This window comes from Kitasatospora sp. NPDC057595, assembly GCF_042800875.1.
Classification (GTDB): Bacteria; Actinomycetota; Actinomycetes; order Streptomycetales; family Streptomycetaceae; genus Kitasatospora.
The window spans coordinates 44,993-68,026 of record NZ_JBHVGL010000018.1; the positions used below are offsets into that span (position 1 = coordinate 44,993).

Annotated in this window: 20 protein-coding genes; 14 read left to right on the forward strand and 6 right to left on the reverse strand. The window is 75.2% G+C overall.

The genetic code is table 11. The features are described 5' to 3' along the window. The first annotated feature begins 121 nt into the window (after nucleotides 1-121). From ACFU9E_RS25055 to ACFU9E_RS25080, 6 genes are all read left to right on the forward strand, one after another. Nucleotides 122-1,429, forward strand: a complete 1,308-nt coding sequence (locus ACFU9E_RS25055) for an amino acid deaminase (RefSeq protein WP_380682312.1) — start codon at nucleotides 122-124, stop codon at nucleotides 1,427-1,429. Continuing rightward, nucleotides 1,429-3,114, forward strand: a complete 1,686-nt coding sequence (locus ACFU9E_RS25060; protein ID WP_380682314.1) for an amidohydrolase family protein — start codon at nucleotides 1,429-1,431, stop codon at nucleotides 3,112-3,114. The genes ACFU9E_RS25055 and ACFU9E_RS25060 overlap by 1 nt, the downstream gene beginning before the upstream one ends. Nucleotides 3,115-3,328: 214 nt before the next feature. After that, nucleotides 3,329-3,952: a bifunctional 4-hydroxy-2-oxoglutarate aldolase/2-dehydro-3-deoxy-phosphogluconate aldolase gene (locus ACFU9E_RS25065; protein ID WP_380682316.1), complete on the forward strand. Its 624-nt coding sequence runs from the start codon at nucleotides 3,329-3,331 to the stop codon at nucleotides 3,950-3,952. 230 nt (nucleotides 3,953-4,182) lie between these two features. Further along, nucleotides 4,183-5,781 carry an alpha-amylase family glycosyl hydrolase gene (locus ACFU9E_RS25070; RefSeq protein WP_380682318.1) on the forward strand — a complete coding sequence of 533 codons (1,599 nt, stop codon included), beginning with the start codon at nucleotides 4,183-4,185 and terminating at the stop codon, nucleotides 5,779-5,781. 171 nt (nucleotides 5,782-5,952) lie between these two features. Then, nucleotides 5,953-7,077, forward strand: coding sequence for a hypothetical protein (locus ACFU9E_RS25075; RefSeq protein ID WP_380682320.1), 1,125 nt, complete (start codon nucleotides 5,953-5,955; stop codon nucleotides 7,075-7,077). 285 nt (nucleotides 7,078-7,362) lie between these two features. Then, nucleotides 7,363-8,343 carry an SMP-30/gluconolactonase/LRE family protein gene (locus tag ACFU9E_RS25080; RefSeq protein ID WP_380681156.1) on the forward strand — a complete coding sequence of 327 codons (981 nt, stop codon included), beginning with the start codon at nucleotides 7,363-7,365 and terminating at the stop codon, nucleotides 8,341-8,343. A 15-nt stretch (nucleotides 8,344-8,358) separates the two neighbouring features. On the opposite strand, the gene ACFU9E_RS25085 is transcribed toward ACFU9E_RS25080, so the two are convergent. Together ACFU9E_RS25085 and ACFU9E_RS25090 are read right to left on the reverse strand one after the other, a co-directional pair. Beyond that, nucleotides 8,359-9,126, reverse strand: a complete 768-nt coding sequence (locus ACFU9E_RS25085; RefSeq protein WP_380681158.1) for a (2Fe-2S)-binding protein — start codon at nucleotides 9,124-9,126, stop codon at nucleotides 8,359-8,361. A gap of 112 nt (nucleotides 9,127-9,238) precedes the next feature. Further along, the gene (locus ACFU9E_RS25090) at nucleotides 9,239-9,625 is read right to left on the reverse strand and encodes a barstar family protein (protein ID WP_380681162.1); all 387 of its coding nucleotides are present in this window, start codon (nucleotides 9,623-9,625) and stop codon (nucleotides 9,239-9,241) included. Nucleotides 9,626-9,688: 63 nt separating this feature from the next. On the opposite strand from ACFU9E_RS25090, the gene ACFU9E_RS25095 reads away from it, so the two are divergent. From ACFU9E_RS25095 to ACFU9E_RS25105, 3 genes are all read left to right on the forward strand, one after another. Continuing rightward, nucleotides 9,689-10,966 carry a sensor histidine kinase gene (locus ACFU9E_RS25095; RefSeq protein ID WP_380681163.1) on the forward strand — a complete coding sequence of 426 codons (1,278 nt, stop codon included), beginning with the start codon at nucleotides 9,689-9,691 and terminating at the stop codon, nucleotides 10,964-10,966. A 338-nt stretch (nucleotides 10,967-11,304) separates the two neighbouring features. Further along, nucleotides 11,305-11,658, forward strand: coding sequence for a hypothetical protein (locus ACFU9E_RS25100; protein WP_380681237.1), 354 nt, complete (start codon nucleotides 11,305-11,307; stop codon nucleotides 11,656-11,658). A 64-nt stretch (nucleotides 11,659-11,722) separates the two neighbouring features. Beyond that, nucleotides 11,723-12,406, forward strand: a complete 684-nt coding sequence (locus ACFU9E_RS25105) for a response regulator (RefSeq protein ID WP_380681166.1) — start codon at nucleotides 11,723-11,725, stop codon at nucleotides 12,404-12,406. A 293-nt stretch (nucleotides 12,407-12,699) separates the two neighbouring features. On the opposite strand, the gene polX is transcribed toward ACFU9E_RS25105, so the two are convergent. Then, nucleotides 12,700-14,430: a DNA polymerase/3'-5' exonuclease PolX gene (gene polX / locus ACFU9E_RS25110; RefSeq protein ID WP_380681169.1), complete on the reverse strand. Its 1,731-nt coding sequence runs from the start codon at nucleotides 14,428-14,430 to the stop codon at nucleotides 12,700-12,702. Nucleotides 14,431-14,818: 388 nt separating this feature from the next. On the opposite strand from polX, the gene ACFU9E_RS25115 reads away from it, so the two are divergent. The 3 genes from ACFU9E_RS25115 to ACFU9E_RS25125 all read left to right on the forward strand — a co-directional run bounded on the left by ACFU9E_RS25115 (nucleotide 14,819) and on the right by ACFU9E_RS25125 (nucleotide 17,835). Beyond that, a complete protein-coding gene (locus ACFU9E_RS25115) occupies nucleotides 14,819-15,715 on the forward strand; it encodes a hypothetical protein (RefSeq protein ID WP_380681172.1) in 897 nt (298 codons plus the stop codon). 108 nt (nucleotides 15,716-15,823) lie between these two features. Further along, a complete protein-coding gene (locus tag ACFU9E_RS25120; protein ID WP_380681175.1) occupies nucleotides 15,824-16,456 on the forward strand; it encodes an ArsR/SmtB family transcription factor in 633 nt (210 codons plus the stop codon). Continuing rightward, nucleotides 16,453-17,835 (forward strand): MFS transporter, encoded by a 1,383-nt coding sequence (locus ACFU9E_RS25125; protein WP_380681178.1) that lies wholly within the window; start codon nucleotides 16,453-16,455, stop codon nucleotides 17,833-17,835. The genes ACFU9E_RS25120 and ACFU9E_RS25125 overlap by 4 nt, the downstream gene beginning before the upstream one ends. 343 nt (nucleotides 17,836-18,178) lie before the next feature. On the opposite strand, the gene ACFU9E_RS25130 is transcribed toward ACFU9E_RS25125, so the two are convergent. Together ACFU9E_RS25130 and ACFU9E_RS25135 are read right to left on the reverse strand one after the other, a co-directional pair. Then, the gene (locus tag ACFU9E_RS25130; protein ID WP_380681181.1) at nucleotides 18,179-18,883 is read right to left on the reverse strand and encodes a DUF6629 family protein; all 705 of its coding nucleotides are present in this window, start codon (nucleotides 18,881-18,883) and stop codon (nucleotides 18,179-18,181) included. An 18-nt stretch (nucleotides 18,884-18,901) separates the two neighbouring features. Continuing rightward, nucleotides 18,902-19,912, reverse strand: coding sequence for a DMT family transporter (locus ACFU9E_RS25135; RefSeq protein WP_380681184.1), 1,011 nt, complete (start codon nucleotides 19,910-19,912; stop codon nucleotides 18,902-18,904). Nucleotides 19,913-20,311: 399 nt separating this feature from the next. On the opposite strand from ACFU9E_RS25135, the gene ACFU9E_RS25140 reads away from it, so the two are divergent. Further along, the gene (locus tag ACFU9E_RS25140) at nucleotides 20,312-20,575 is read left to right on the forward strand and encodes a dsRBD fold-containing protein (RefSeq protein ID WP_355368922.1); all 264 of its coding nucleotides are present in this window, start codon (nucleotides 20,312-20,314) and stop codon (nucleotides 20,573-20,575) included. Here the strand turns inward: ACFU9E_RS25140 and ACFU9E_RS25145 are convergent. Continuing rightward, a complete protein-coding gene (locus tag ACFU9E_RS25145; RefSeq protein ID WP_380681188.1) occupies nucleotides 20,569-22,059 on the reverse strand; it encodes an MFS transporter in 1,491 nt (496 codons plus the stop codon). The two genes, ACFU9E_RS25140 and ACFU9E_RS25145, sit on opposite strands and share 7 nt — an antisense overlap. Nucleotides 22,060-22,166: 107 nt before the next feature. On the opposite strand from ACFU9E_RS25145, the gene ACFU9E_RS25150 reads away from it, so the two are divergent. After that, the gene (locus ACFU9E_RS25150) at nucleotides 22,167-22,949 is read left to right on the forward strand and encodes a TetR/AcrR family transcriptional regulator (protein WP_380681191.1); all 783 of its coding nucleotides are present in this window, start codon (nucleotides 22,167-22,169) and stop codon (nucleotides 22,947-22,949) included. Nucleotides 22,950-23,034: the final 85 nt, after the last annotated feature.

The following is a 23,034-nucleotide window of genomic DNA, read 5'->3' on the forward strand; positions in this document are numbered from 1 at the left end:
CCTGACCCGCCGGTGGCGGGCGGCTGTCGTTGACCTTCGTCCGGCGCCGATGCTAGAACCGTGCTGCCAGCATGTGCAACCCTCATTGCGCATGTTGCAACATGGCAGATGGAGGAAGACGGTGGACCAGACCTTCGCAAGCAGCGGTACCGGCCCCGGCCTCGACACCCGAGCGGTGGCGGCGCTGGCCGAGGAAGTGCTCGACTGGCGGTTCAAAGCGCTGCCACCGGCCGCCGCGGGCCTGACCGTCCGCCAGTACCTGGCCACCGGCCCCACCCTCGCCGACCTCGGTACCCCGCTGCTCACCCTCGACGCGGGCGCGCTCGACCACAATCTGCGCACCATGGCCCGCTGGTGCGCCGACGCCGGTGTGGCACTCGCCCCGCACGGCAAGACCACCATGGCGCCCGCGCTCTGGCAGGACCAGCTGGCCGCCGGCAGCCACGGCATCACCCTCGCCAACCTGCCGCAGCTTCGGGTCGCCCGCGCCTTCGGTGTGCGGCGGGTGCTGCTCGCCAACTCGCTGCTCGACCCGGCGGGCCTGCGCTGGCTGGCCGGTGAGCTGGCCGCCGACCCGGGCTTCGCCTTCGCCTCCTGGGTGGACTCGGTCGACAGCGTCCGGCTGATGGACGGGGCGCTGCGCGCGGCCGACACCGGGCGCCCCGTCGAGGTGCTGGTCGAACTCGGCGGCCCGGGCGGGCGCACCGGCGCGCGCACCGTCGACGCGGCGGTGGAGATCGCCGAGGCCGTCCGCAACGCGCCGACCCTGCGGCTGGCCGGCATCGGCGGCTACGAGGGCGCGCTGGCGCACGACGCGAGCGAGGGCGGCCTCGCCGCCGTCCGCGGCTACCTGCGGTCGCTGGCCGAACTGCACGGGCGGCTCGCCGGCCGGTACGCGGACGGCGCCGCGCCGATCGTGACGGCCGGCGGCAGCGCCTACTTCGACCTGGTGGCCGAGGAGCTGGGTGCGCTGCCGGAGGCCTTCGTGGTGCTGCGCTCGGGCGCGTACGTGGCCCACGACGACGGCTTCTACCGGGGCATCTCGCCGCTCGCCCGCGGCGCCGGCCGCGACGGCGGGGCGCTGCGCTCGGCCCTGCACGGCTGGGCCCGGGTGGTGTCCAGGCCGGAGCCGCAGCTGGCGCTGCTGGACGCGGGCAAGCGCGACCTGCCGTTCGACGAGGGCCTGCCGGAGCCGCAGCGGGTGCGCGGCGGCGCCGAGCTGACCGGCACGGTGGCGCGGATCACCGCGCTCAACGACCAGCACGCCTTCCTGCGCGACGCGGGCGACCTCGCCCCGGTCGGCGCCGTGCTGCGGCTGGGGATCTCGCACCCGTGCACCGCCTTCGACAAGTGGGCGCTGATTCCGCTGCTGGACGACGCCTCCGCGGCCGAGCCGAAGGTCACCGGCCTGGTCAGGACGTTCTTCTGATGAGCGGCGAACCGGCTGACGCCCGGGTGACGGTTCTCGGGGCGGGGGCTCCCGGCGCGACGGTCTTCCGGGGTGCCACGGTCGTCGACGGCACGGGCGCCGGGCGGTACCGGGCGGACGTGCGGATCGCCGACGGGACGATCGTCGAGGTCACCGAGGCAGGCGCCGGCGCCGGCGCCGGAACAGCGGCGGGCGGCGCGGTCCGGGTGGTCGACGCGGACGGGCTGGTACTGGCCCCCGGTTTCATCGACATGCACGCCCACTCCGACCTCGCCCTGCTGCGCGAACCCGAGCACCCGGCCAAGGTCACCCAGGGCGTGACCTGCGAGGTCCTCGGCCAGGACGGCCTGTCCTACGCACCGGTCGACGACCGCACGCTGCCCGCGCTGCGCCGCCAGATCGCCGGCTGGAACGGCGACCCGGACGGCTTCGACTGGGACTGGCGGACCGTCGGCGGCTACCTGGACCGGCTGGACCGGACCGGCCCCGCCGTCAACGCCTGCTACCTGGTGCCGCACGGCTCGCTGCGGATGCTCGCCATGGGCTGGGAGAACCGCGCCCCGAGCGAGGCCGAACTCGACCGGATGCGCGAGCTGTTGGCGCAGGGCCTCGCCGAGGGCGCGGTCGGCATGTCCAGCGGCCTGACCTACACGCCCGGCATGTACGCCGGGACCGAGGAACTGGTCGAGCTCTGCCGGGTCGTCGCCGGCTACGACGGTTTCCACGCCCCGCACCAACGCTCTTACGGCGCGGGTGCGTTGGAGGGGTACGCGGAGATGGTCGAGATCGCCCGACGGTCCGGCTGCCCGCTGCACCTCACCCACGCCACGATGAACTTCGGCGTCAACGAGGGCCGGGCCGGGGAACTGCTGGACCTGGTCGACCGCGCGCTCGGCGACGGCGTGGACCTCACCCTGGACAGCTACCCCTACCTGCCCGGTTCCACCACCCTGGCGGCCCTGCTGCCCGGTTGGGCCACCGAGGGCGGCCCGCAGGCCACCCTGGCCCGGCTCGTCGACCCGGCCGCGCGCGAGCGGATCCGGTACGAGGTGGAGGAGAAGGGCAGCGACGGTTGCCACGGCGTGGTCACCGACTGGGCCACCATCCAGCTCTCCGGCGTCGGCACCCCCGAACTCGCCGACGCCGTCGGCCGGACCGTCGCCCAACTCGCCGACGAGCAGGGACGCAGCGGCACCGAGGTCTTCCTCGACCTGCTGCTCCGCGACCGGTTGGCCACCACCATCCTCCAGCACGTCGGCCACGAGGAGAACGTCCGGGCGATCATGCGCCACCGCGCGCACACCGTCGGCAGCGACGGGCTGCTCGTCGGCGCCCGGCCGCACCCGCGCGCCTGGGGCACCTTCCCGCGCTACCTGTCCCGCTACGTCCGGGAGTTGGGCGTCCTGACGCTGGAGGAGGCGGTCGCCCGGATGACCGGCCGCCCGGCCGCCCGGCTGCGCCTGCACCGGCGCGGGCGGATCGCCGCCGGGTACCACGCCGACCTGGTCCTGTTCGATCCCGACCGGGTCCAGGACGCCGCCACCTTCGAGCAGCCCCGGCGGCCCGCCGTCGGCATCGAGCACGTCTACGTCAACGGCACCGCCGTCGTGGAGCAGGGCCGCACCACCGGTGCGCGCCCCGGCCGGGCGCTGCGCCGGACCGGTCGGGGGGCGGAGGCCGTATGAGGCCCGGCCGTCATGACGTCGAGTGGTCCGTGAATCCGAGTGAATGGATGGAAGCCCTGTGAATCCCGCGAACCCGAGCCCTGCCAGCCCTGCCAGCCCTGCCAGCCCTGCCAGCTCTGTCAGCCCTGTCAGCCCTGTCAGCCCTGCGAGTCCGGTGAGCCCGAGCCCCGCCGGCCCGGGGCCGGGCCACCGGACGGCTCCCGACGCGGCCGTCGTGGCGCGGACGCGGACCGCGCTCGCCGCCGAACCGGTGATCGCGGTCGTCCGTGCTCCCCGGATACCGGACGCCGCCGCGCTCTGCGCCGCACTGGCGGAGGGCGGCATCACCTGGACCGAATTCACCTTCACCACACCGGATGTGACGATCCATCTGGAGAAGGCGGCGCAGGCCGGTCACCGGGTCGGCGTCGGCACGGTGCTCACCGCCGAGCAGGCCAGGAGCGGCCTCGCCGCCGGCGCGACGTTCCTGGTCACCCCCGGTCTGCGCGCCGACGTGGCGCACGCCGCGCACGCGGCCGGGGTCCCCGTGGTGCTCGGCGCGCTCACCGCGACCGAGGTGGCCCAGGCGGTCGACCTCGGCGCCGCCGCCGTGAAGATCTTCCCGGCCCGGGCCTTCGGCCCCGGCTACTTCAAGGACCTGCGCGGGCCGTACCCGGACGTCCCGCTGGTCGCCTCCGGCGGCGTCAACACGGGCAACGCGGCGGAGTTCCTGGCGCACGGCGCGCTGGCGGTCTGCGCCGGGACGGACGTGGTGGCGCCGGAGGTGGTCGCGGCCGGGGACTGGGCCGAGATCACCCGGCGGGCGCGGGCGTTCACGCAGGCCTGCGCGTCCCGATGACGGACCCACCCGGTGGTCGGACCCGGTTTGTGGCGGGCCGGGCCACCGGGCGGGAACGGGGGCGGCGGGGGCGCGGGGGAGTGGAAGGGGCTCGGGAGGGCGCACGGTCGGGCCGGGCGCTGCTTCCGGGAACCGTGCGACGGTCCAGGAGTGGCCGGGCCGGACTGTTGGGGCGGCCGGGATTCGACGAGAATCGGTAGCCCCCCGGCACCCGGCAGGAGGATCCACCCATGACCTCGACCCGCCCCGGCCCCGACTGGCTGACCGACGCCGTGCTCTACCAGATATACCCCCAGACCTTCGCCGACTCCGACGGCGACGGCACCGGCGACTTCGCGGGCATCACCGAACACCTCGACCACCTCGCCTGGCTGGGCGTGGACACGGTCTGGCTGAACCCGTGCTTCGCCTCGCCGTTCCGCGACGCGGGGTACGACGTCGCCGACTACCTCACCCCCGCCCCGCGCTACGGCACCACCGAGGACCTCGCCACCCTCGTCGAGGCGGCGCGCCGCAGGGGCATCCGGGTGCTGCTGGACCTCGTCGCCGGCCACACCTCCGATCAGCACCCCTGGTTCCGCGCGTCGGCGCAGGACCCGTCCGACCACCGCTACATCTGGTCGGAGCGGCCGGTGGACGGCTTCGTCGCCTCCCCGGGTGAGCGGACCGGCTGGTACCGGCCGAACTTCTTCGACTGCCAGCCGGCGCTCAACTTCGGTTACGCGCGCGGCAATCCGGACGAGCCCTGGCGCCAGTCGGTGGACGCCGAGGGCCCGCGCGCCAACCGCGCCGCGCTGCGCGCGATCATGGCCCACTGGCTCGGCCTCGGGGTGTCGGGCTTCCGGGTCGACATGGCGTCCTCGCTGGTCAAGGACGACCCCGGCTTCGTCGAGACCGGCAAGCTCTGGACCGAACTGCGCGACTGGCTCGACCGCGACCACCCGCAGGCCGCCCTGTTCGCCGAGTGGGGCGACCCGGCCGCCGCCGTCACCGCCGGCTTCCACGCCGACTTCCTGCTCCAGTTCGGCGGCACCGACGACGGCCTGCCGCTGCGCTCGCTGTGGAACAACAACGCGGGGACGGTGAAGGAGTACTGGAAGCAGGGCCCGTGCTACTTCGAGGCCGAGGGGCGCGGCACGCCGCAGGTCTTCCTCGACGCCTGGCGCGCGGCGGCCGAACTCACCGAGGGCACCGGGCACATCGCCCTCCCCACCGCCAACCACGACTTCTCCCGGCTGGCGACCGGTCCGCGTTCTGCCGACCAACTGGCCCCGGCCTTCGCCCTGCTGCTCACCTGGCCGACCCTGCCGGCGGTCTACTACGGAGACGAGATCGGCATGCGGTTCGTGCCGGACCTGCCGGACACCGAGGGCAGCGAGCTCACTCCGACGTACAACCGGGCCGGCTCGCGCACCCCCATGCAATGGGCGCCCGGCCCGAACGCGGGCTTCTCCAGCGCGCCCGTCGAGCGGCTCTACCTGCCGGTCGACCCGGACCCGCACCGGCCGGACGTCGCCACCCAGCGGGCCGATCCGACCTCGCTGCTGCACACCGTGCGGCGGCTGATCGCGCTGCGCCGGGCGCACCCGGGGCTGGGCACGAGGGGCGCGGTGGAGGTGCGGCACGCCGGGTACCCGCTGGTCTACACCCGCGCCGGGCGGTACCTGGTGGCGGTCAACCCGCGCCGGGAGCCGGCGGTGGTGCCGGCGGACGTGGCGTTCGGCGGGCACGGCCGGGCTCGGCCGCTGGACGTCCAGGGCGTGCGCGTCGGCGCGGGGGGCGAGTTGCAGGCGGACGGATTCTCGTACGGCGTGTTCGAGCTGGGGTAGCGCCGTGGGGAACGGGGTGGCGCCGTAGGGGGCGCTCGGCGGGGGTGAGGCCTCGATCACCGGGGGCGGACTTCGGTCCGCCCCCGTGGTGGTTGTAGACTGCATCCAGATAGTTGCATTTACCACTCATCATTGCCGTTGCCGGATCGTCGGAGGATGGACCGAAGCCCCATGAGCACACCCCGGACCACCGCCGCAGCGCCCGCTCTGGGGCACTCGCTCAAGCACCTGGCACTCCACCTGCTCACCCCGCTGCTGATGTGTCTCGGGATGGCGCTCGCCTATCAGAGCGCCTTCCACCAGCCGGAGCCGCACCACCTGAAGGTCGCCGTCGTCGGCACCGCGCCGCAGGCCCGCGAGCTGGCCGGAGCCGTGCAGGCGGCGGCGGGCGACGCGCTGGACGTCTCCACGCTCCCGGACCGCGCGACCGCCGAGCAGCGGCTGCTCGGCCGCGACCTGGTCGGCGCGTTCGTGCCGGACGCAGGCCACCCCGAGCTGCTGGTCGCCAAGGCCAACTCGGACACCTCGGCGATGGCGGCCGAGAAGGTGTTCCAGCGCGTCGCCGGGGAGCAGGGCACGCCGCTCACCGTCACCGACCTCACCACCCCGAGCCAGGGCGACCCGACCGGCCAGGGCCTCTTCTTCCTGCTGGTCGCGCTGAGCATCGGCTCCTACGGCAGCGTCGCCGTGATCGGCGCGGCCGGCGCGGCGCTGAGCATGCGGATCCGGGTCCTGGTCGGCCTCGGCGTCTCGCTCGCGGTGAGCCTCGTCGGGATCGTCACCGCCGGGCCGGTCTTCCACGTCGTGGACCACGACCTGGCCGGGGTCTGGGCGCTCAGCTGGTTGTACTCGGCCGGCGTGATCGGCATCGGCATCGGGCTGCACGGCTTCCTCAAGCGGTGGACCACGCTGGCCATGATGGTGCTGTTCGTGATGCTGAACTTCACCAGCTCGGGCGGTGTCTACCGGCCGGACCTGCAGAACGGGTTCTTCGGCGGGCTGCACTCCTTCTGGACGGGCGCCGGCTTCCTGGAGGGCGTGCGCAGCCTGCTGTACTTCGACGGCGGCGCCGGGTTCGGCGGGAACGTGCTGGTGCTGGTGCTCTGGCTGGTGGCGGCGGGTGTGCTGGTGACCGGTGCGGCGCTGTACGAGAAGCGCGGCCGGGCGGCGGGCGAGCCGGGGGGCTCCGGCGTCCTCGGTGCCGGTGCCGGTGCCGGTGCCGGAGCCGGAGCCGAGGCCGAGGCCGAGGCCGCCGCGGCCGAGGACGAGATGGAGGAGTCGGCGGTCGCGGTCTGACCGTTCGGGCGCACCCGCGGTCGTGGGACCGTGGGAGCGTGGGACGCGGCACGGCTTCACCGGGGGCCAAGGGCATCGGCGCCCGGTGGGGATCAGGGGCCCGCGACCGGCTCTGGACAAGCCGGTCGCGGGCCCCGCCGTCGCCGCCCGTCAGGGCACCGGGCGTCGAGGCGCGGCCGACCGGGCGATCCTCGCGACGGCACAGCCCGGCGGCGTCGGGGCCACCGGGCGTCCGTGCTGTGCTGACGAGGGCCGCCGTCCGCCGTCCCGCTGAGGAGTCCCGCCGTGCCCCGACCGTTCCGCCGCTTTGCCGGCCCGGCCCCGGCCGCCCCGCTGTCCGGTGCCCCGGCCGCCGTCCTGGCGCTGGCGCTGCTCGCCGCCACACCGGCCGTGGCCGTGGCGCCGCCACTCTCCGACCCCCGGATCGTCGCCCACTTCGACATCTCCGAACACCTCCAGCCCGAGAACATCGCGGTGGAACCCGACGGCTCGGTGGACCTCACCTTCTCCTTCGCCCGCCAGGTCGGCCGCGTCGACCCGGACGGCCGCCTCACCGTCCTGGCCACCCTGCCCGAGCCCGCGCACCCGGCGACCCCCGTGCTCGGCCACGCCGCCGTCTCCGGACTGGTCCGCGCCCACGACGGCACGCTGTACTTCGGCTACGCCACCGGCACCGCGGACCTCACCGGCATCTGGCGGCTCTGCCCCGGCGGCGCGCCCGAGCGGATCGCCGCACTCCCCGCGAACAGCCTGCCCAACGGCCTCGCCCTGGACGCGCCCGCGGGCGTGCTGTACTCCTCCGACTCGGCGCTCGGCCTGGTCTGGACCGTCCCGCTGGACGGCGGCGCCCCGGCGGTCTGGTCGGACGACGCCCTTCTCAAGCCGGTCAGCGCCTTCGGCGCCAACGGCCTCAAGGTGCACCGCGGCGCCGTGTGGGTCGGCAACACCGACACCGGCTCCCTGCTGCGCATCCCGGTCCGCCCGGACGGCACGGCCGGTCCGGCGGAGGTCCGCGCCGACGGCCTCGCCGGGCTCGACGACTTCGCCTTCGTCGGCCCCGGTGACGACCTGCTCGCGGCGCTCAACCCCGCCAGTGAGGTCGTGCGCCTCGGCCCGGACGGCTCCCGGCACACCGTCCTCGACGCGGCGGACGGCCTCTCCAACCCCACCGCGGTCGGCATCGGCGGGGACACGGTGTACGTGCCGAGCGCCGCCTACTTCACGATGGCCGACCCGAACCTGCTGGCGGCGACGCTGGAGCGCTGACCCGGGCGGGCCCGGTCAGGACAGACCGGCGGGCCCGGTGCGGCGGGGGCCCGGGGGACGGGTGAAGCAGCAGTCGCCGCAGACGCCCGCCCGCGGGCCGACCCGGTAGTAAAGGCAGCAGCTGGTGCGCCGGAACGCGGCGCCGGCGGGCGTCCCGGTGAACGTGCCGGTTCCGGCCAGCGGCGGACGGGCCAGCAGCTCGGCGACGAGCACGCGGGCCGGGGGGACGTGCGGGGCCTGGGCGTCCAGCACGCGCAGCGCGCCGGCCAGGGCGGAGGCCGCGTTGCCGCGCAGCAGCCCCTCGGAGAGCGGGACCACCGACCGGACGGCCGCCGCCAGGTCCGCCAACTGCCCCTCGACGACGGTCCGCCGGAAGCGGTCGGCGAGCGGGGCCCGGTCGGCCGGGGCGGTCGGTTCCGCCGTGGGCCGGTACGGCAGCCACAGGTCGATCGGCCCCTGCTCGGGGACCCGGACCCATGCCCGCTCCGGTCCCAGGTCGGGTACCTCGCCGAGCAGGACGGCCGCGCCGAGGCCCACCGAGCAGAACCGGGCGGCCAGGCCGAGGTGCAGGACGGAGGCCGCGACCCGTGGCTCGGCGGTGCCCAGCCGCCGGGCCACCTCCCGGACCCGCCGCGCCAACGGCCCGTCCGGGCCCGGGGCGTAGAACTCCCGCAGCGGCCGGAAGCCCGGTGGCGGGGCCTGGGCGGGGCCGGTGGCGGCGTCCAGGGCGAAGTACGGGCCGACGGCGGCGAGCCGGCCGTAGTCGGGCGGCACTTCGCTCATCGGGGTGGTCCTCCGGTTCGGTCTCCGTGCTCGGTGTTCCGTGCTCTCGGCCGGGTTGCGGGCGCTGGTGCCCGTCCGGACGAACGGTACCGCGCGGGTGGCTTCGGGGGCGTCACAGGAGCCGCAGGACGCCCGGGGCACGCTCCTCGAAGACCGTGACCAGCCGGTCGAACACCGTCGGCCCGCGTCCCGCCCGCGCCTCGGCGAGCTCGGCGGCGACGGCCGGGCGGTTGGTGGGGTGGCAGCGCGTCAGCCGGAGCTCCAGCTGACGGGCCGTCTCGGCGTGGTCGAGGTGCTCGCGAGAGGCCCGGTGGTCGCGCCACTCCACCGCGAAGTCGTCGTCGTCCGGCGTGCCGAACCCGCCGCCGAGGCAGTCGGCGAGGGCGTCGAGGTTCCGGCCGAAGTAGCCTCCGGGACCGTTGACGGCCTCGCCGATCACGCGCCAGAAGTCGTCCGTCGTACCGATCCGCGTGCCGTCCAGCACGTACACCTTCGTCATGGCTCCGGAGGATACGGGCCGGGCCCGGAGGGCGGTGGCCGGCCGGACCGTAGGCTCGGGGCCATGCCTGTCGATTCCGGCCCGGTGCCGTCCACACCCGGTGCGTCGTCCGCTGTCGGTGCGCGGTCACGCAGGCCGGTGGGGGTGGTGGCGGCGTGCGCCGTCCTGCTGCCCGTCGTCCTGGCGCACCCGGGGCAGCGCGCGGCCGCGCTGCTCCTGGCATCCCTGGCCGCCCTGGTGGTTCTGACGGCCGTGCTGCCCTGGCCGTGGCGGCGGGTGACGCTCGCGGGGGCGGCGGGCGGTGTGGCGGCACTCTCGCTGCTGCTCGACCTCGCCTACTCGGGCCCGTACCGGCTGTCCGCGTTCTGGCTGCCGTTCGAGTGGACGGCGCTGGTGGTGCTGGCCGGGCGGGTGGCCCGGCGATCCCGCGGCCGGTGGGCGGGTGCGGTCGGCACGCTGACGGTCGTGGCGGCGGTGGCCGTTCCGCTGCGCTGGACCCTGCGGACGCCGGGCGCGGCCTGGTCCGGTTCGCTGGCTGCCGCGCTGCTCTCGCTGCTTCCGCTGACCGTGGTGGTCGGGGTCTGCCTCTACCTGCGGGTGCTGGACGCGCGGCGTGAGCGGGCGGTCTCCCGGGCCCGGCGCGAGCAGCGGCTGGAGGTGGCGCGCGGACTGCACGACTTCGTGGCGCACGAGATCACCGGCATCGTGCTGGAGGCGCAGGCCGGGCAACTGCCGGGCCAGGAACCGGAGGAGACGGCCGCCCTGCTGCGCCGCCTGGAGGAGGCCGGGCTGCGGGCACTGGACTCGATGGACGCGATGGTGGGCGCGCTGCGGGAGCCGCGCGAGGACGGGGGCGGCGTACACGCCGCGGCGGGTGGGGCGGGGGCGACCCGGGTGTACGGGCTGGCGGACCTGCCGGAGCTGGTGGAACGTTTCGGCACGACCGGGCCGACCCGGGCCCGGCTGGAGGCGGCGCCGGAGGCCGTGGGCCTGCTCGCCGGAGAGGCCGAGGCCACCGCGTACGCGGCGGTGCTGGAGGCGCTGACCAATGTGCGGCGGCACGCACCCGGGGCCGGGGAGGCGGTGGTGCGGGTGGAGGTGCGGCCGGGCGGCGGGAATCCGGGGGCCGGAGGGGGCGCGGCGGCCGCGGTCGTGGTGTCGGTGAGCGACGACGGCGGGGGCGGCTCCGGGATCAGGGGCCTGCTCCGGCGGCGTCCGGGCAGCGGCGGTACCGGGCTGGTGGGGCTCGCCGAACGGCTCGCCGCGCACGGCGGCACGCTGGAGGCGGGGCCGCTGCGGCCGGCGGGGTGGCGGACCGGCTGCGAACTGCCCGTCAGGTAGGCCGATCGGCAGGGGTGGCGGGGCAAGTCGGCGGCCGAAGATCTGCCGATCGGCAGATGGCGGCGGCGCGGCGGGAGGGGATGCTCGTAGCCGTGACCGACGCGCCCGTCGAAGGAGAAGCCGCCATGACCGTCGTGCTGCCCGCGGTGTCTGTTGTGCCCGCCGTTCGCGCAGTACCCGCAGTACCCGCAGTACCTGTTGTGCCCGCCGATCCGAACCGGCTCGGCGTGCCCGTCGCCGCGCAGCCTTCCGTCCCGGGCCGTCGTCGGCGCCTCGGGCCCGGTCGGCGGCCGGGGCCGGGTGCGGGCCGGATACCCGCCGCCGGTGCGGCCTTGGCGGTGACCGTCCTGCTGACCGCCGTCGCCGGCTGCGCCAAGGCGGGGGACGCCGATCCCGAGTCGACGGTCTTCACGTTCAGCGGCAGCACCCTGAACGTCGTCTCGCTGCACCACGTCCCGACCGACCTGGTGGCGGCGGACCGTCAGGGCGTCAAGGTGACCCGCTGGTTCAAGGCGGACGGGATCGGCAAGGAGCGGACCAGCTGGACGCTGGAGGAGAACACGCTGACCCTGGAGGCGAGTTGTTCGGGTTTCGCCAACTGCGACGCAAGGTTCCGCGTCGAGGTGCCGTTGAACACGGCCGTGCTGCGCGACGGCAGGAAGACCGACCTCAAGGGGGCCGGGTCCGCCTGAGTCCCGGCCTCCCGGGGTGGTACGCGTCACCGCCGTGTGTCACCGCCGTGCGAGACTGCCGTGCGTGACGAGTCCGAACCCGGAACCCATCCGCACGCTGATCGCCGACGACCAGGAGGCCGTGCGCCGGAGCGTACGGCGGATCCTGGACGCCCAGCCCGACATCACGGTGGTCGGCGAGGCGGCCGACGGGGTCGCCGCGCTCGAACTCGCGGCGGAACTGCGCCCGGACGTCGCGCTGGTGGACATCCGGATGCCCCGGATGGACGGGCTGGAGCTGACCAGGCGGCTGGCCGCTCCGGGGGCGGCAACACCGGTGCGGGTGGTGGTGCTGACCACCTTCGACCTCGACGAGTACGTCTACCCGGCGCTGCGGCACGGGGCCTCCGGGTTCCTGCTGAAGCGCTCCGGTCCGGCGCTGCTGGCCGAGGCGGTCCGCGCGGCGGCGGGCGGCGAGAGCCTGATCAGCCCGTCGGTCACGGTGCGGCTGCTGCGGCACATGTCCGCGCCCCGGCGGGTGGACCGGCGATCCGCCCCGGCGGCGCCGCTGACCGAACGCGAGGTGGAGATCGCCGGCCAGGTCGCGGCCGGGCGGACCAACGCGGACATCGCCGCCGAGCTGTTCATCTCCCCGGGGACGGTGAAGACGCATGTGGCCAGCATCCAGCGCAAGCTCGGGGTGCAGAACCGGGTCGGCATCGCCGTGCACGCCTGGGACATGGGCTACGCGGTGCCGCCCGCGCAGTGAAGCGGCCGACGGCCGGTCGGCGGTCAGTGGTCGGCGGCGGGACGCGCGGAACCTGCGAGGTGGAGGCTGGCCTCCGGACGTGATGTCCTCCGGCCATATGGTTCGATCGTCGACCGAGGTACCAGCGGCAGACCCTGATCCGTCTCGATCTGTCGCCACTGCCTCCTGCGGTCGAACTTCCTCGACGACCCCGCAGGTCCACTACCATGATGCGCCCGGGACGGCGGATGCACCAGGGGTTCCGGGAAGTTTTCTCCTGAATCATCCCAATGTGCCGGAATCGTGCGGAAGGGTCAGCCGCGGAGTGCGTCCTTGCGCAGGAACCGCTTCAGGCGCTGCCACGGCCAGGCGTTGATGACGTCCTCGGCGGTCAGCCAGGCGCGCTGCGCCGTGCCGATCCCGTACCGGGGGTAGGCGAGGTGCGGGGTGGCGTGCGCGTCGCTGTCGATCGTGAACCTCACACCGTGGCGCTTGGCCCGGAGCACGTCCTCGTCGCGCAGGTCGAGGCGCTGCGGCGAGCTGTTGATCTCGATGGCGGTACCGGTCCGGGCGGCGGCCGCGAAGACGGCGTCCAGGTCGACGTCGATCGGCCCGCGCCGGCCGATCCGCCGGGTGGTGAGATGGCCGATGACGTGCACGTGCGGGTTCTCGCAGGCCCGGATCAGCCGGCGGGTCTGGGTGTCGCGGTCCGCGCCGAAGTGCGAGTGGACCGAGGCCACGCAGACGTCGAACCCGGCCAGGAACCCGGCCGGCCAGTCCACGGTGCCGTCCGGTCCGATGTTCAGCTCGGTGCCGTGCAGCAGCCGCATCCGGCGGTGGCGGCCGGCCAGTTCGCGCAGCCGCTCGCGCTGGGCGAGCATCTTCTCGTCGGTCATCCGCTGCATCACCAGGTCGGGGGCGTGGTCGGTGACCGCGAAGTAGGCGTAGCCGCGGGCGGCCGCGGTGTCGATCATCTCCTCCAGGGTGGCCAGGCCGTCGGTGAGGTCGGTGTGGGTGTGCAGGTCGCCGCGCAGGTCCGCCTCGGTCACCAGCTCCGGCAGCTCGCCGCGCAGGGCGGCCTCGATCTCGCCCCGGTCCTCGCGCAGCGGTGGCGCGATCCACGGCAGACCGAGTGCCGCGTACACCTCGTCCTCGCTCGCCGAGACGATCTTGGCGCCGTCCTCGGCCTCGAACAGCCCGTACTCGGAGAGCTTCAGCCCGGCCCGGACCGCCATCGTCCGGAGCTTGATGTTGTGCGCCTTCGAGCCGGTGAAGTACACCAGCGCCGCGCCCCAGTCCTCCTCGGGCACCACCCGCAGGTCCACCTGGATGCCCTCGGTGGTGCGCACCGAGGTCTTGGTCGGCCCGGTGCCGATCACCTCGGCCACGTGGGGGAGGCCGGTGAGCGCGGCCATCAGGGGCGCCGAGTCCTCGGCGGTGGCCAGCACGTCGATGTCGCCGACCGTCTCGCGCATCCGGCGCAGCGAGCCCGCGTACGCGCAGCGGGTGCACCCGGGGACGGCCCGCAGCGCCGCGACGAGCTGGTCGGCCAGGGCGGTCGCGGTGTCCAGCAGGGTGCGGCCGCCGGACTGGCGCATCAGCTCGATGCCGTGCAGGATCTTCTCGCCGCTGCGCTCGCCCAGGCCGGGCACCTCGCTCAGCCGGTCGGCGCGGATCGCCTCGGCGAGCTCGTCGACGGAGGCGATGCCGAGGTCGCGGTAGAGGGCGAGGGCGCGTTTCGGGCCGACGCCGGGAACGGACATCATGGCGCGGACGCCGGCCGGGATCTTGGCCCGGAGCGACTCCAGGGCCTCGATCCGCTCGTCGGCGAGGTACTCGGCGATCTTCTCGGCGGTGGACCTGCCGACGCCCGGGATCTGCTGGAGTCCCTTGACGTCCAGGCCGTCGATGTCATCGGGGTGGCCGCCGACCGCCCGGGCGGCCTTCTCGTAGGCGCGGGCACGGAAGCCGTCGCCACCGGTGATCGAGATCAGGTCGGCGTACTCCTGGAGCAGCTCCCTGACCTTGTCGTTGAGCCGGGCCATGGGGTCAGTCTAGGTTCGCCGGGCCGAGCGGGCTGGGCGGGCTGGGCGGGCCGGGCGGGCCGGGCGGAGCAGGTCGGGCGGAGCCGGCCGGGCTCCGCGGGCGACGATGCGGCGGTGGCCGGGCGGCGGGGTGGGTGGCCGCGGGGGACACCGGCGGGCGGCGGTTTTGGGGGCGCACGACGCAGGGCGCGCGCCGGTGTGGTGCTCCCGACGGTCGGCGGGGGACGGCCCCGCTGGTCGGAGGGGTGGTAGTGCCCCCAGGGGCCCGAGAGCCGGATTGTCACCCGGGCGGCGGGGACGCAGGCTTGGCCCAGGGCCGGGGAGACGGCCCGCACCGGGCCGCCGTGGAGGCGGTGGATCCGGTCCGCGCGGGACGAGGGGCAGGACGATGGCAGGCGGGAAGCTCTGGGGCTACGTCGCGTCGGGCGCCCGGGCGCTGGGCGGGCTCGGTCCGCTCGGGCGGTCCGGGGCGCTGGCGGGCGCTCGGCTGCTCAAGGGGGTCGGCGCCGGCGGGCGGCCGGAACCGGGCGGTCGGGCGGGTGCGCTCGGCGGCGCGGTCGCCACCGTGGTCGCCGGTGGTCAGGGGCGGTCCGGGCCTGGTGGGATGGCCGGGCCGCAGCCGCTGTCGCGGCCGGAGCTGGAGCGGTTGCGCTGGACGGACCGGGCCGGTGGGTGCGTGCCGGACGCGCGGCACGTGCAGCCGGCCGAGCTGGTGGGGCGGGTGCTGCGGGGCGGCGGGCGGGCGTCGGCGGTGACCGCGAGGGTGCCGGTGGGGCTGCCGGTGGTGGTCGCCGACTCGGTGCGGCTGGAGGCGGCGCTGGCCGGGCTGGTGGACCACGCGATCCGCCGCAACCCGCCGGGCACACGGGTGCTGGTGCGGGCCGACGCACTGCCGGGACCGGCCGGCCGGCCCGCTGGCCGGGGGGCTTCGGGCGGGCCGGGCGGGTCGGGTGGCCGGGGCCGGGCGGAGTTCGCGGAGGTCGTCGGTGGATCGGATCCGTGGGCGGCGGAGCCGGCCCGGGTCGAACTGCGGGTGGTCGACCGGGGCTCGTCGGAACCGCCGGAGGCGCGGCGCTGGCTGTTCGGCAGGGCGTACGGCGGCGGTCCCGGTGGTGCGGGCGGCGGTGCGGGCGGTGGGCGTGCGGGTGGACCGGAGGGCGGGTCCGAGCGGGTGGGTCCGTCGATATCGGGCCTGGTCAGGTCGGCCGGGGGCCGGCTGGAGGTGGAGCAGACGCCCGGTGGCGGGCTCACGGTGGTGGTGGTGCTGACGGTCGCGCGGGACTGACGGCGGCCCGCGCGGACCCGGTGGTCGGCCGGCGCCCCGTTCGAATCCGCAAAGAGTTCTTCGCAAAAAACCTTTGCGAAGAGTTCTTTGCGGTTCTATGGTGCTGCCATGACCGATGACCGCAGGTGGCCGCACGGCCCGGATCCGCAGACCGATGTCGTGATCGACGCCAAGGGCCTGCGTGCCCTGGCCCATCCCGTGCGCGTGCAGCTGATCGGGCTGCTGCGCAAGAACGGCCCGTCCACCGCCACCAGGCTGGCGGAGCAACTGGGGCTGAACTCCGGCGCGACCAGCTACCACCTGCGCCAGCTGGCGGCCGCCGGTTTCGTCGCCGAGGACACCGAGCGGGGCAACGCCCGTGAGCGCTGGTGGAAGTCGGTCCACCAGGTGACGTGGTGGACCGACACCGAACTCGCGGAGCAGGAGCCGGAGGCGGCGCTCGGCTATCTGCGCTCGATCGTGGCGGCGCACACCATGACCGCGCAGACGGCGCTCAACGCCTACGAGACCATGCCGGTCGAGTGGCGGAACGCGCTGGACCTCAGCGACATGGTGCTCCAGCTGACCCCGGAGGAGGCCCGGGCCCTGGCCGGAGACCTGTCGGCGGTGGTCGCCCGCTACCGCCGGATCACCCCGGGGAAGCCCGTGCCCGAGGGCACGGACCGGGTCGCCGTGGTCGTCCAGGTGCTGCCGGAGCCGCAGAGCGGCGCGGACTCGGGCGGGGCGGAGGGGCGATCATGACCGCGCGGCACACGGTTCCCTCCGCGGGCGCCGCCCCGGAGGCCGCGCCGCGCAGCCTGCGGCCGCTGGCCGGGGTGCTGACGGCGATGGCGATCTCGCTGACCGGCACCCGGGTGTCGGCCATCGCCCTGCCGTGGTTCGTGCTCGCCACCACCGGCAGCGCCACGATGACCGGCGTGGTCGCGTTCGTCGAACTGGCGCCGTACGTGCTGGTCAAGGCGTTCACCGGCCCGGTGATCGACCGGCTCGGGCCACGGGTCGTCTCCTGGACCACGGACGCGGTGAGCGCCGTCGCCGCCGGCCTGGTGCCCCTGCTGCACGGCCTGGGGCTGCTCCCGTTCTGGCTGCTGCTGGTCATGGTCGCGGTGATCGGCGCCGCCCGTGGCCCGGGGGACCTCGCCAAGGAGGTCATGGTTCCCGAGGCGGCCGACCGGGCCCGCGTCCCGCTGGAGCGGGCCACCGGCCTGGCGGGCGTGGTCGAGCGGCTGGCCACCACACTGGGCCCGGCCGTCGGCGGCGCGCTGGTCGCGCTGCTCGGTCCGATGGCCGGTCTGACGGCCAATGCGCTCGGCTTCGCGCTGGGCTCGCTCGCCATCGCCGTCGCGCTGCCGCGCGGGACCGGCCGGGCCGCCGTCCCGGCCCCGGCCCCGGCCGAGGCCGCGGAGGACGGGCCGGCCGCCGGATACTGGCAGCTCTTCCGGGAGGGCTTCGCGTTCCTGCGGCGTGAACCGCTGCTGCTGACGATCATCCTGACGATCGCACTGACCAACCTCCTGGACGCGGCGTTCCTGGCGGTGCTGGTCCCGGTCTGGGCCAGGGAGTCGGGCGGCGGCCCCGCCGCGATCGGCCTGACCGGGACGGCCTGGGGGGTCGCGGCGGTGGCCGGCAGCCTGATCGCTGCGGCCGTCGCCCACCGGCTTCGGCGCCGCACCGTGTTCTTCGTCGGCTTCCTGCTCTGCGGGGCCCCACGGTTCGTCGTCCTGGCCCTGGACGTGCCGATGAGCGTGGTGGTCGCCGTCTTCGTGGTGAGCGGTTTCGGATCCGGATTCCTCAACCCGATCCTCGGCGCCGTCTTCTTCGAGCGGGTGCCGCGCCACTTGCTGGGGCGGGTCAACGCCCTCAGCGACTCCCTCGCCTGGGCCGGGATCCCGCTCGGCGGCCTCCTGGCCGGCGCCACCGTGACGACGGTGGGGCTCATACCCGTGCTGCTCGTGTGCGGCGGCCTCTACTTCGTCATCACCACCCTGTCCGGCCTGCGACCGGAGTGGCGCGAGATGGACCGCACCCGTGGCCGTACCCGGGCCGCCACCACGAGCAGCGCCCCGAAAGAGAAGCAACCCGCCCCGGCGAACACGGCGGCGCCGGTCCCGGCGGACTGACGGAGGTGACGGTCGGGCGGGGCCTCAGCACACTGCGGCAGGGTCGCGCCGGCGCGGCGGGAGGTCTGCGGCCTGGTGGATCGGTGGTGGACGGTGACCGGTTCCTGGTCCTCCAGACGGCGTCGACCTGCCGGAGGCGCTCGCCCGGATCTGGCACGAGGACGGTGGTGAGTACACGCTGGAGTACCGCGAGAGTGCCGCTGACCGGTACTTCCGGACGACGGCGGTCAGCCGTCGGGAGGCCGGAGGGGACGGTGGTCCGGCCTGGTCGTCGCTGGAGACGGGCCCCGCCCGTGAGGCCTTCGCACCGAGTGGGACGGTGACCCCGACCGGGCCATCGAGGTCACTCCCCTGGAGTGGCGGGGCCGCCCGGTGGGCTGACGGCTCCCCGCCGGGGGTGGGTGGCGTCGGGGGCGGACGTCCACTGGAGGAGGAGGACGGAGGCGAGGGCGGCGAGGGCGCACCAGGTGGAGATGAAGGCCAGTCGCCAGAGGAGGGCGCAGGCGACAGCGCCGGCGCCGGTGAGGATGCCGAGGCGGCGCAGCCGGCGGTCGCCGCTGACAAGCAGGGCGCCGACGGTGGCGAGGAGGTAGCCGACCAGGAGGAGGGCGGGATGGGGGACGCCGATGCGGTAGTCGAGGGTGTGGGCGTGGGCGGTGGCGTCGATCGGGTGGGTGGCGACGGCGTGGGCCAGTGGCACGGCGACCAGCAGACCGAGCAGGACCAGCGCCGTGAGCAGCCGCCGTCGCGAGGGGTCGGCGTCGAGCGCCGCGCGGCGGACGCCGATGGGTACCAGGAGGGGGAGCAGGGGCAGGGCGATCACCGCCCAGGCGGTCCGGGCCCAGGTGGCCGGGGCGGCGGGCAGGTCGCCGTCGGCGCCGAACCAGACGGCGGCCTCGATCAGCTGGTGCACGCCGAGCACCAGCGGGAGCGCGGCGAGCGGCAGGCGTCCGGACCGGCCGGAACGCCGGACGCGGACCAGGCAGAGCACACCGACGGCCGTCACCGCACCGCCGACGGCGAGGTCCGCCCGGGCACTCCAGCACATGGGGGCTCCCGCGGTCGGTCAGTCGGGGTCGGGCGGGTCGGTGGGCCGATCGGAGGGCGGGGCGGCAGGCCGGCCGGTGGGCGGGGTCTGCGTCGTGTCGTCCACGGCGTCGTCCGGGGTCTGCGCCGTGTCGTCCACGGCGTCGTCCGGGCTTTCGCCGATGGACTCCAGGGTGTCGCCGACGGTGCCGGGCAGGGCCGGGTGGCGGCCGATGACCACTACGCCGATGACGATGGCCACCAGGCCGGCCGCCTGCCAGGCCAGCGCACCGGGGGTGACCCGGAGCCGGTCGCCGAGGAACCCGACCGCGCAGGCGATCCCGGTGATCGGCTGGGCGGCGGTCAGCGCGGGCAGGGACATCCGCAGCGGCGCGGCCTCGAAGGCGCTCTGCACCAGCAGCAGCCCGACCACCCCGGCCGCCACCACCGCGTACGGCTGCCAACTGCGCAGCACGGCGTCCAGGCCCTGGTGGTCGAGCCGCTGGGTGGTGGTGCGGGTGAGCGCGTCCTGCAGCCCGTAGAGCAGGCCGGCGGCCAGGGCGAGCACCGTCGCCTCCTCGAACAGCGGCAGCCGGCGGGCCGTGGAGATCAGGAGCAGCGTCAGCCCGACCACGGTGCCGACCACCAGCCAGTGCCGCAGTTCGCTCGCCGGAGCGCCGCCGCCGGTGGGGCGGCCGGCCACGATGAACGCCGTCACGCCGAGCGCGAGCAGCAGTACCCCGGCCCAGCCGGAGCGCCCGAGCGTCTGGCGGGTCAGCACCCGGGCGAGCGCCATCGCGAAGATGAGGTTGGTGGCGAGCAGCGGTTCGACGAGCGAGACCTCGCCCTTGTTGAGGGCGAGCGCGGAGAGGATCAGCCCGGTGACCATGAAGGCGGTGCCGAGCAGCCACTCCGGCATCCGCAACAGGTCGAGCAGCAGCCGCCAGTGCAGCAGATCGGCACGCGGGGCCCGCTGCGCCGCGTGCTGCTGGAGGACGAATCCGAGGCCCAGGAAGCAGGCGGCGCTCAGAGCCAGGACGAAGACCGCCACGGAGGGACCACCCGAGGGTTGTTGACCGCACCGCACCACCGCCCGGTTTCCGGGGCGGCTCCGCTCCGGGGTGGCTCCTCGGACGGGTGGCTGCTCGGACGGGTCCGCCCGTGCGGCCGGGCGATCCGGAGCGGGGTGTCCCGCGGCATCGGCGCGCGTTGCGGCCAGCCTACCGCCGGGGTGGGGCGCCGACCTGCGTTGCCGCGCCGCCCGGCGGGTCGTGCTCCGTCACGGCGGCGGACGGCGTGGCGGAGTACGGAGCGGCGGCGTACGGGGTGGCCGGGTGCCCGGTTGCCGCCGTCGGGCCGGGGGGCGCACGCTGGTGTGAGCGGCCCGTCGCGGGCACCGCCCGTACCGGCCCGAGCAGGTGCGACGGGGACCGGCGCCAGGAGGTGTGGCATGCACAACCAGTGGGATGTGGAGCTGAGCTTCGAGGAGGACGGCGTCCACACCGGATGCCAGGCGAGGCTGACCGGCGCCCGGGCCCCGGGCCTCACCGCGCGCGGGGAGTCGACCCGCAGCGTGGACGACCGACCGCTCGCCCGGATCGGCGAGGAGGTCGCGGCCTCACGCGCGCTGGAGGCGCTGTCCCGAAAGCTGAAGGCCCAGGCCGACGGTGAGATCGAGGACGAGGGGCACCGGCCGGGATACCTGATCTACTGACGGACCGGCGTCCGCCGGCGGGACGGAACGAAGAACAGCGCGAGCAGGGCGGCCGCACCGAGGACCCCGGCGGTGACCACGAAGGCGTGGTCGTAGCCGGCGGCGAGGGCGGCCCGCGCGGTGTGCCCGTCCGCGGCGGCCCGGCGGGTGGCGGCGACCGCGACGGTCGACAGGACGGCGAGTCCGATGCTGCCCCCGCACTGGCGGCCGGCGTTGAGCAGCCCGCTGACCAGTCCGGCCTCGCGGGGATCGACGCCGGAGGTGCCCATCGCGGTGTTGGCGACCATGCAGACGCCGACGCCCACGCTGGTCACGATCGACGGTCCGACAAAGCCGGTCGGATAGTCGGAGTCCAGGCCGAGCCCGCCGAACCAGAGCATCCCCAGCGCGGTGAGCACAAGCGCGCCGGTGAGGGTGGCCCGGCCGCCGAAGCGGGCGGTGAGGCGTCCCGCGACCATACTGCCCGCCGCCGTCCCGGCGCAGAACGGCAGGAACGCGGCGCCGGCCGCCAGCGGGCCGTAGCCGAGGACGTTCTGCAGGAACAGCGAGCAGAAGTAGAAGCCGACCAGCATGCCCGCGCCGAGCAGCGTGACCAGCAGGCTCGACACCCAGGCCGTCCGGGCCCGCAGTACGCCCAGCCGGACGATCGGCATCCGGGCGATGCGCGCCTCCCAGCACAGGAAGAGGAGTCCGAGCAGGACGGCGGCGGCGAGCGTGCCGAGCGTCCGGGCCGAACCCCACGGGTGGCGGTCGGTCTCCATCAGGCCGTAGACCAGGGCGGTCATCGCACCGGTGCCGAGGATGGCGCCGAGCACGTCCGGGCGGCCGGCGAGCGGCGGTCGGACGGCGGGCACCGAACGGAGAGCCAGCACGAGGCCGGCGAGCACGATCGGCACGTTGACGAAGAACACCCAGCGCCAGTCGAGCAGGTCCGTCAGCACTCCGCCGAGCAGGACGCCCAGCGCGCTGCCGCCCGCCGTCACCATCGACCAGATGCCGACGGCGCGCGCCCTGGCGGCACCCTCGGCGAAGGTCACCATGATCAGCGTCAGCCCGATCGGGGCCAGGACGGCGGCTGCCACGCCCTGGCCGGCCCGCGCCGCGACCAGCTGGGCGGGGGTCTGCGCGAACCCGCCGAGCACCGAGGCGAGGCCGAACAGCACCAGGCCGGAGAGGACCGCGCGGCGGTGTCCGACGAGGTCGGCGGTCCGGCCGCCGAGCAGCAGCAGTCCGCCGAAGGCCAGCGCGTAGGCGTTGACCACCCAGGGCAGGGCGCTGTCGGCGAAGCCCAGGGACTCGCCCATGGCGGGGAGCGCGATGTTCACGATGCTGGCGTCGAGGGTGACCATCAGCTGGCAGACGGAGACGGTGACCAGGACCAGGCCGGCGCGGGCGGCGGTGGGCCGGGCGGTCGGTCGGGGAGCGCTGGACCCGGGTGGGGCGGCGGTGGCGGCGGTGGTACGGGGCGGCGCGGACTCGGGCATGGCGACCTCCGATGCGAACGTTGTTCGCGTAAGGTAAGCCTTGCCTATTAAGTGGTGCAAGTGTCCAGGTCGGAGGCGGTTTGGTGCAAGCATGGCAGGATGGCGGCGTGTCAGAACGGAGCAACCGGCCGGGCGTCGGCGAGGACGAGGCGAACGGGACGGACGAGACGGACGAGGCGAACGAGACGGACGAGGCAGGCGAGGCGGCTGGGCCGGCCGCCCCGGAGCAGCCGGAGGCCGAGCGCGGCAAGTACGGCCGCAAGCGGCCCCGCCCGGGGCTGACCACGGCCGGGGTGGTCGCCGCCGGACGCCGGGTGATCGAGCGCGACGGCATCGACGCGCTCACCATGCGGGCCGTCGCCACCGAGCTCGGCACGGCGCCCGCTTCGCTGTACCGGCACGTGGCCGACCGGGACGCGCTGCTGATCGCCGTCCTGGAGCAGATCGCGGAGGGCATGCCGGTCGATGTCCCGGGTGCGGGGCCGCAGGAGCGGCTGCTGCGCCGACTGCTCGACGCCCATGACTACCTGGCCGGCCACGCCTGGGTGGTGACGGTGCTGGTCCGGGGCGAGCTCGTCGCCCGGAACGCGCTGGCGTTCAACGACGCCTGTCTCGCCGACCTCATGGCCGCCGGGCTGTCGCCCGAGCGGGCGCTGACCGCGTTCCGCGCCTGCTGGCAGCTGGTCCTCGGCGAGTTGCTCTCCGAACATCCCGTCAGCCCGCCCCGCGAGCCGAGTCAGCGGCGGACCGTCATCGAGTCCGCGGATCGCGAGCGCCTGCCCGCGCTGGGCCGGGTGCTGGCGGAGGTGGGCTTCGTGGGCGTGGGCGAGCGCTGCGGCGATCTGGAGGTGGCCCTCGGCGCACTGATCGCCGGGCTGGCGGGCCGCTAGGGCGCCTGTCGGGGTTGCGGCCCCGCACCCTCCGGAAGGGGAGTGCGGGGCCGGCGGGTTGCTCTGCCTCGGCCGGGGAGCCGCC

Bases quoted from the DNA above. Each gene is read 5' to 3' on its own strand.
- ACFU9E_RS25060 (WP_380682314.1), top strand. From the start codon at position 1,429: ATGAGCGGCGAACCGGCTGACGCCCGGGTGACGGTTCTCGGGGCGGGG.
- ACFU9E_RS25070 (WP_380682318.1), top strand. From the start codon at position 4,183: ATGACCTCGACCCGCCCCGGCCCCGACTGGCTGACCGACGCCGTGCTC.
- ACFU9E_RS25075 (WP_380682320.1), top strand. From the start codon at position 5,953: ATGAGCACACCCCGGACCACCGCCGCAGCGCCCGCTCTGGGGCACTCG.
- ACFU9E_RS25085 (WP_380681158.1), bottom strand. From the start codon at position 9,126: ATGAGCGAAGTGCCGCCCGACTACGGCCGGCTCGCCGCCGTCGGCCCG.
- ACFU9E_RS25090 (WP_380681162.1), bottom strand. From the start codon at position 9,625: ATGACGAAGGTGTACGTGCTGGACGGCACGCGGATCGGTACGACGGAC.
- ACFU9E_RS25095 (WP_380681163.1), top strand. From the start codon at position 9,689: ATGCCTGTCGATTCCGGCCCGGTGCCGTCCACACCCGGTGCGTCGTCC.
- polX (WP_380681169.1), bottom strand. From the start codon at position 14,430: ATGGCCCGGCTCAACGACAAGGTCAGGGAGCTGCTCCAGGAGTACGCC.
- ACFU9E_RS25115 (WP_380681172.1), top strand. From the start codon at position 14,819: ATGGCAGGCGGGAAGCTCTGGGGCTACGTCGCGTCGGGCGCCCGGGCG.
- ACFU9E_RS25120 (WP_380681175.1), top strand. From the start codon at position 15,824: ATGACCGATGACCGCAGGTGGCCGCACGGCCCGGATCCGCAGACCGAT.
- ACFU9E_RS25125 (WP_380681178.1), top strand. From the start codon at position 16,453: ATGACCGCGCGGCACACGGTTCCCTCCGCGGGCGCCGCCCCGGAGGCC.
- ACFU9E_RS25130 (WP_380681181.1), bottom strand. From the start codon at position 18,883: ATGTGCTGGAGTGCCCGGGCGGACCTCGCCGTCGGCGGTGCGGTGACG.
- ACFU9E_RS25140 (WP_355368922.1), top strand. From the start codon at position 20,312: ATGCACAACCAGTGGGATGTGGAGCTGAGCTTCGAGGAGGACGGCGTC.
- ACFU9E_RS25145 (WP_380681188.1), bottom strand. From the start codon at position 22,059: ATGCCCGAGTCCGCGCCGCCCCGTACCACCGCCGCCACCGCCGCCCCA.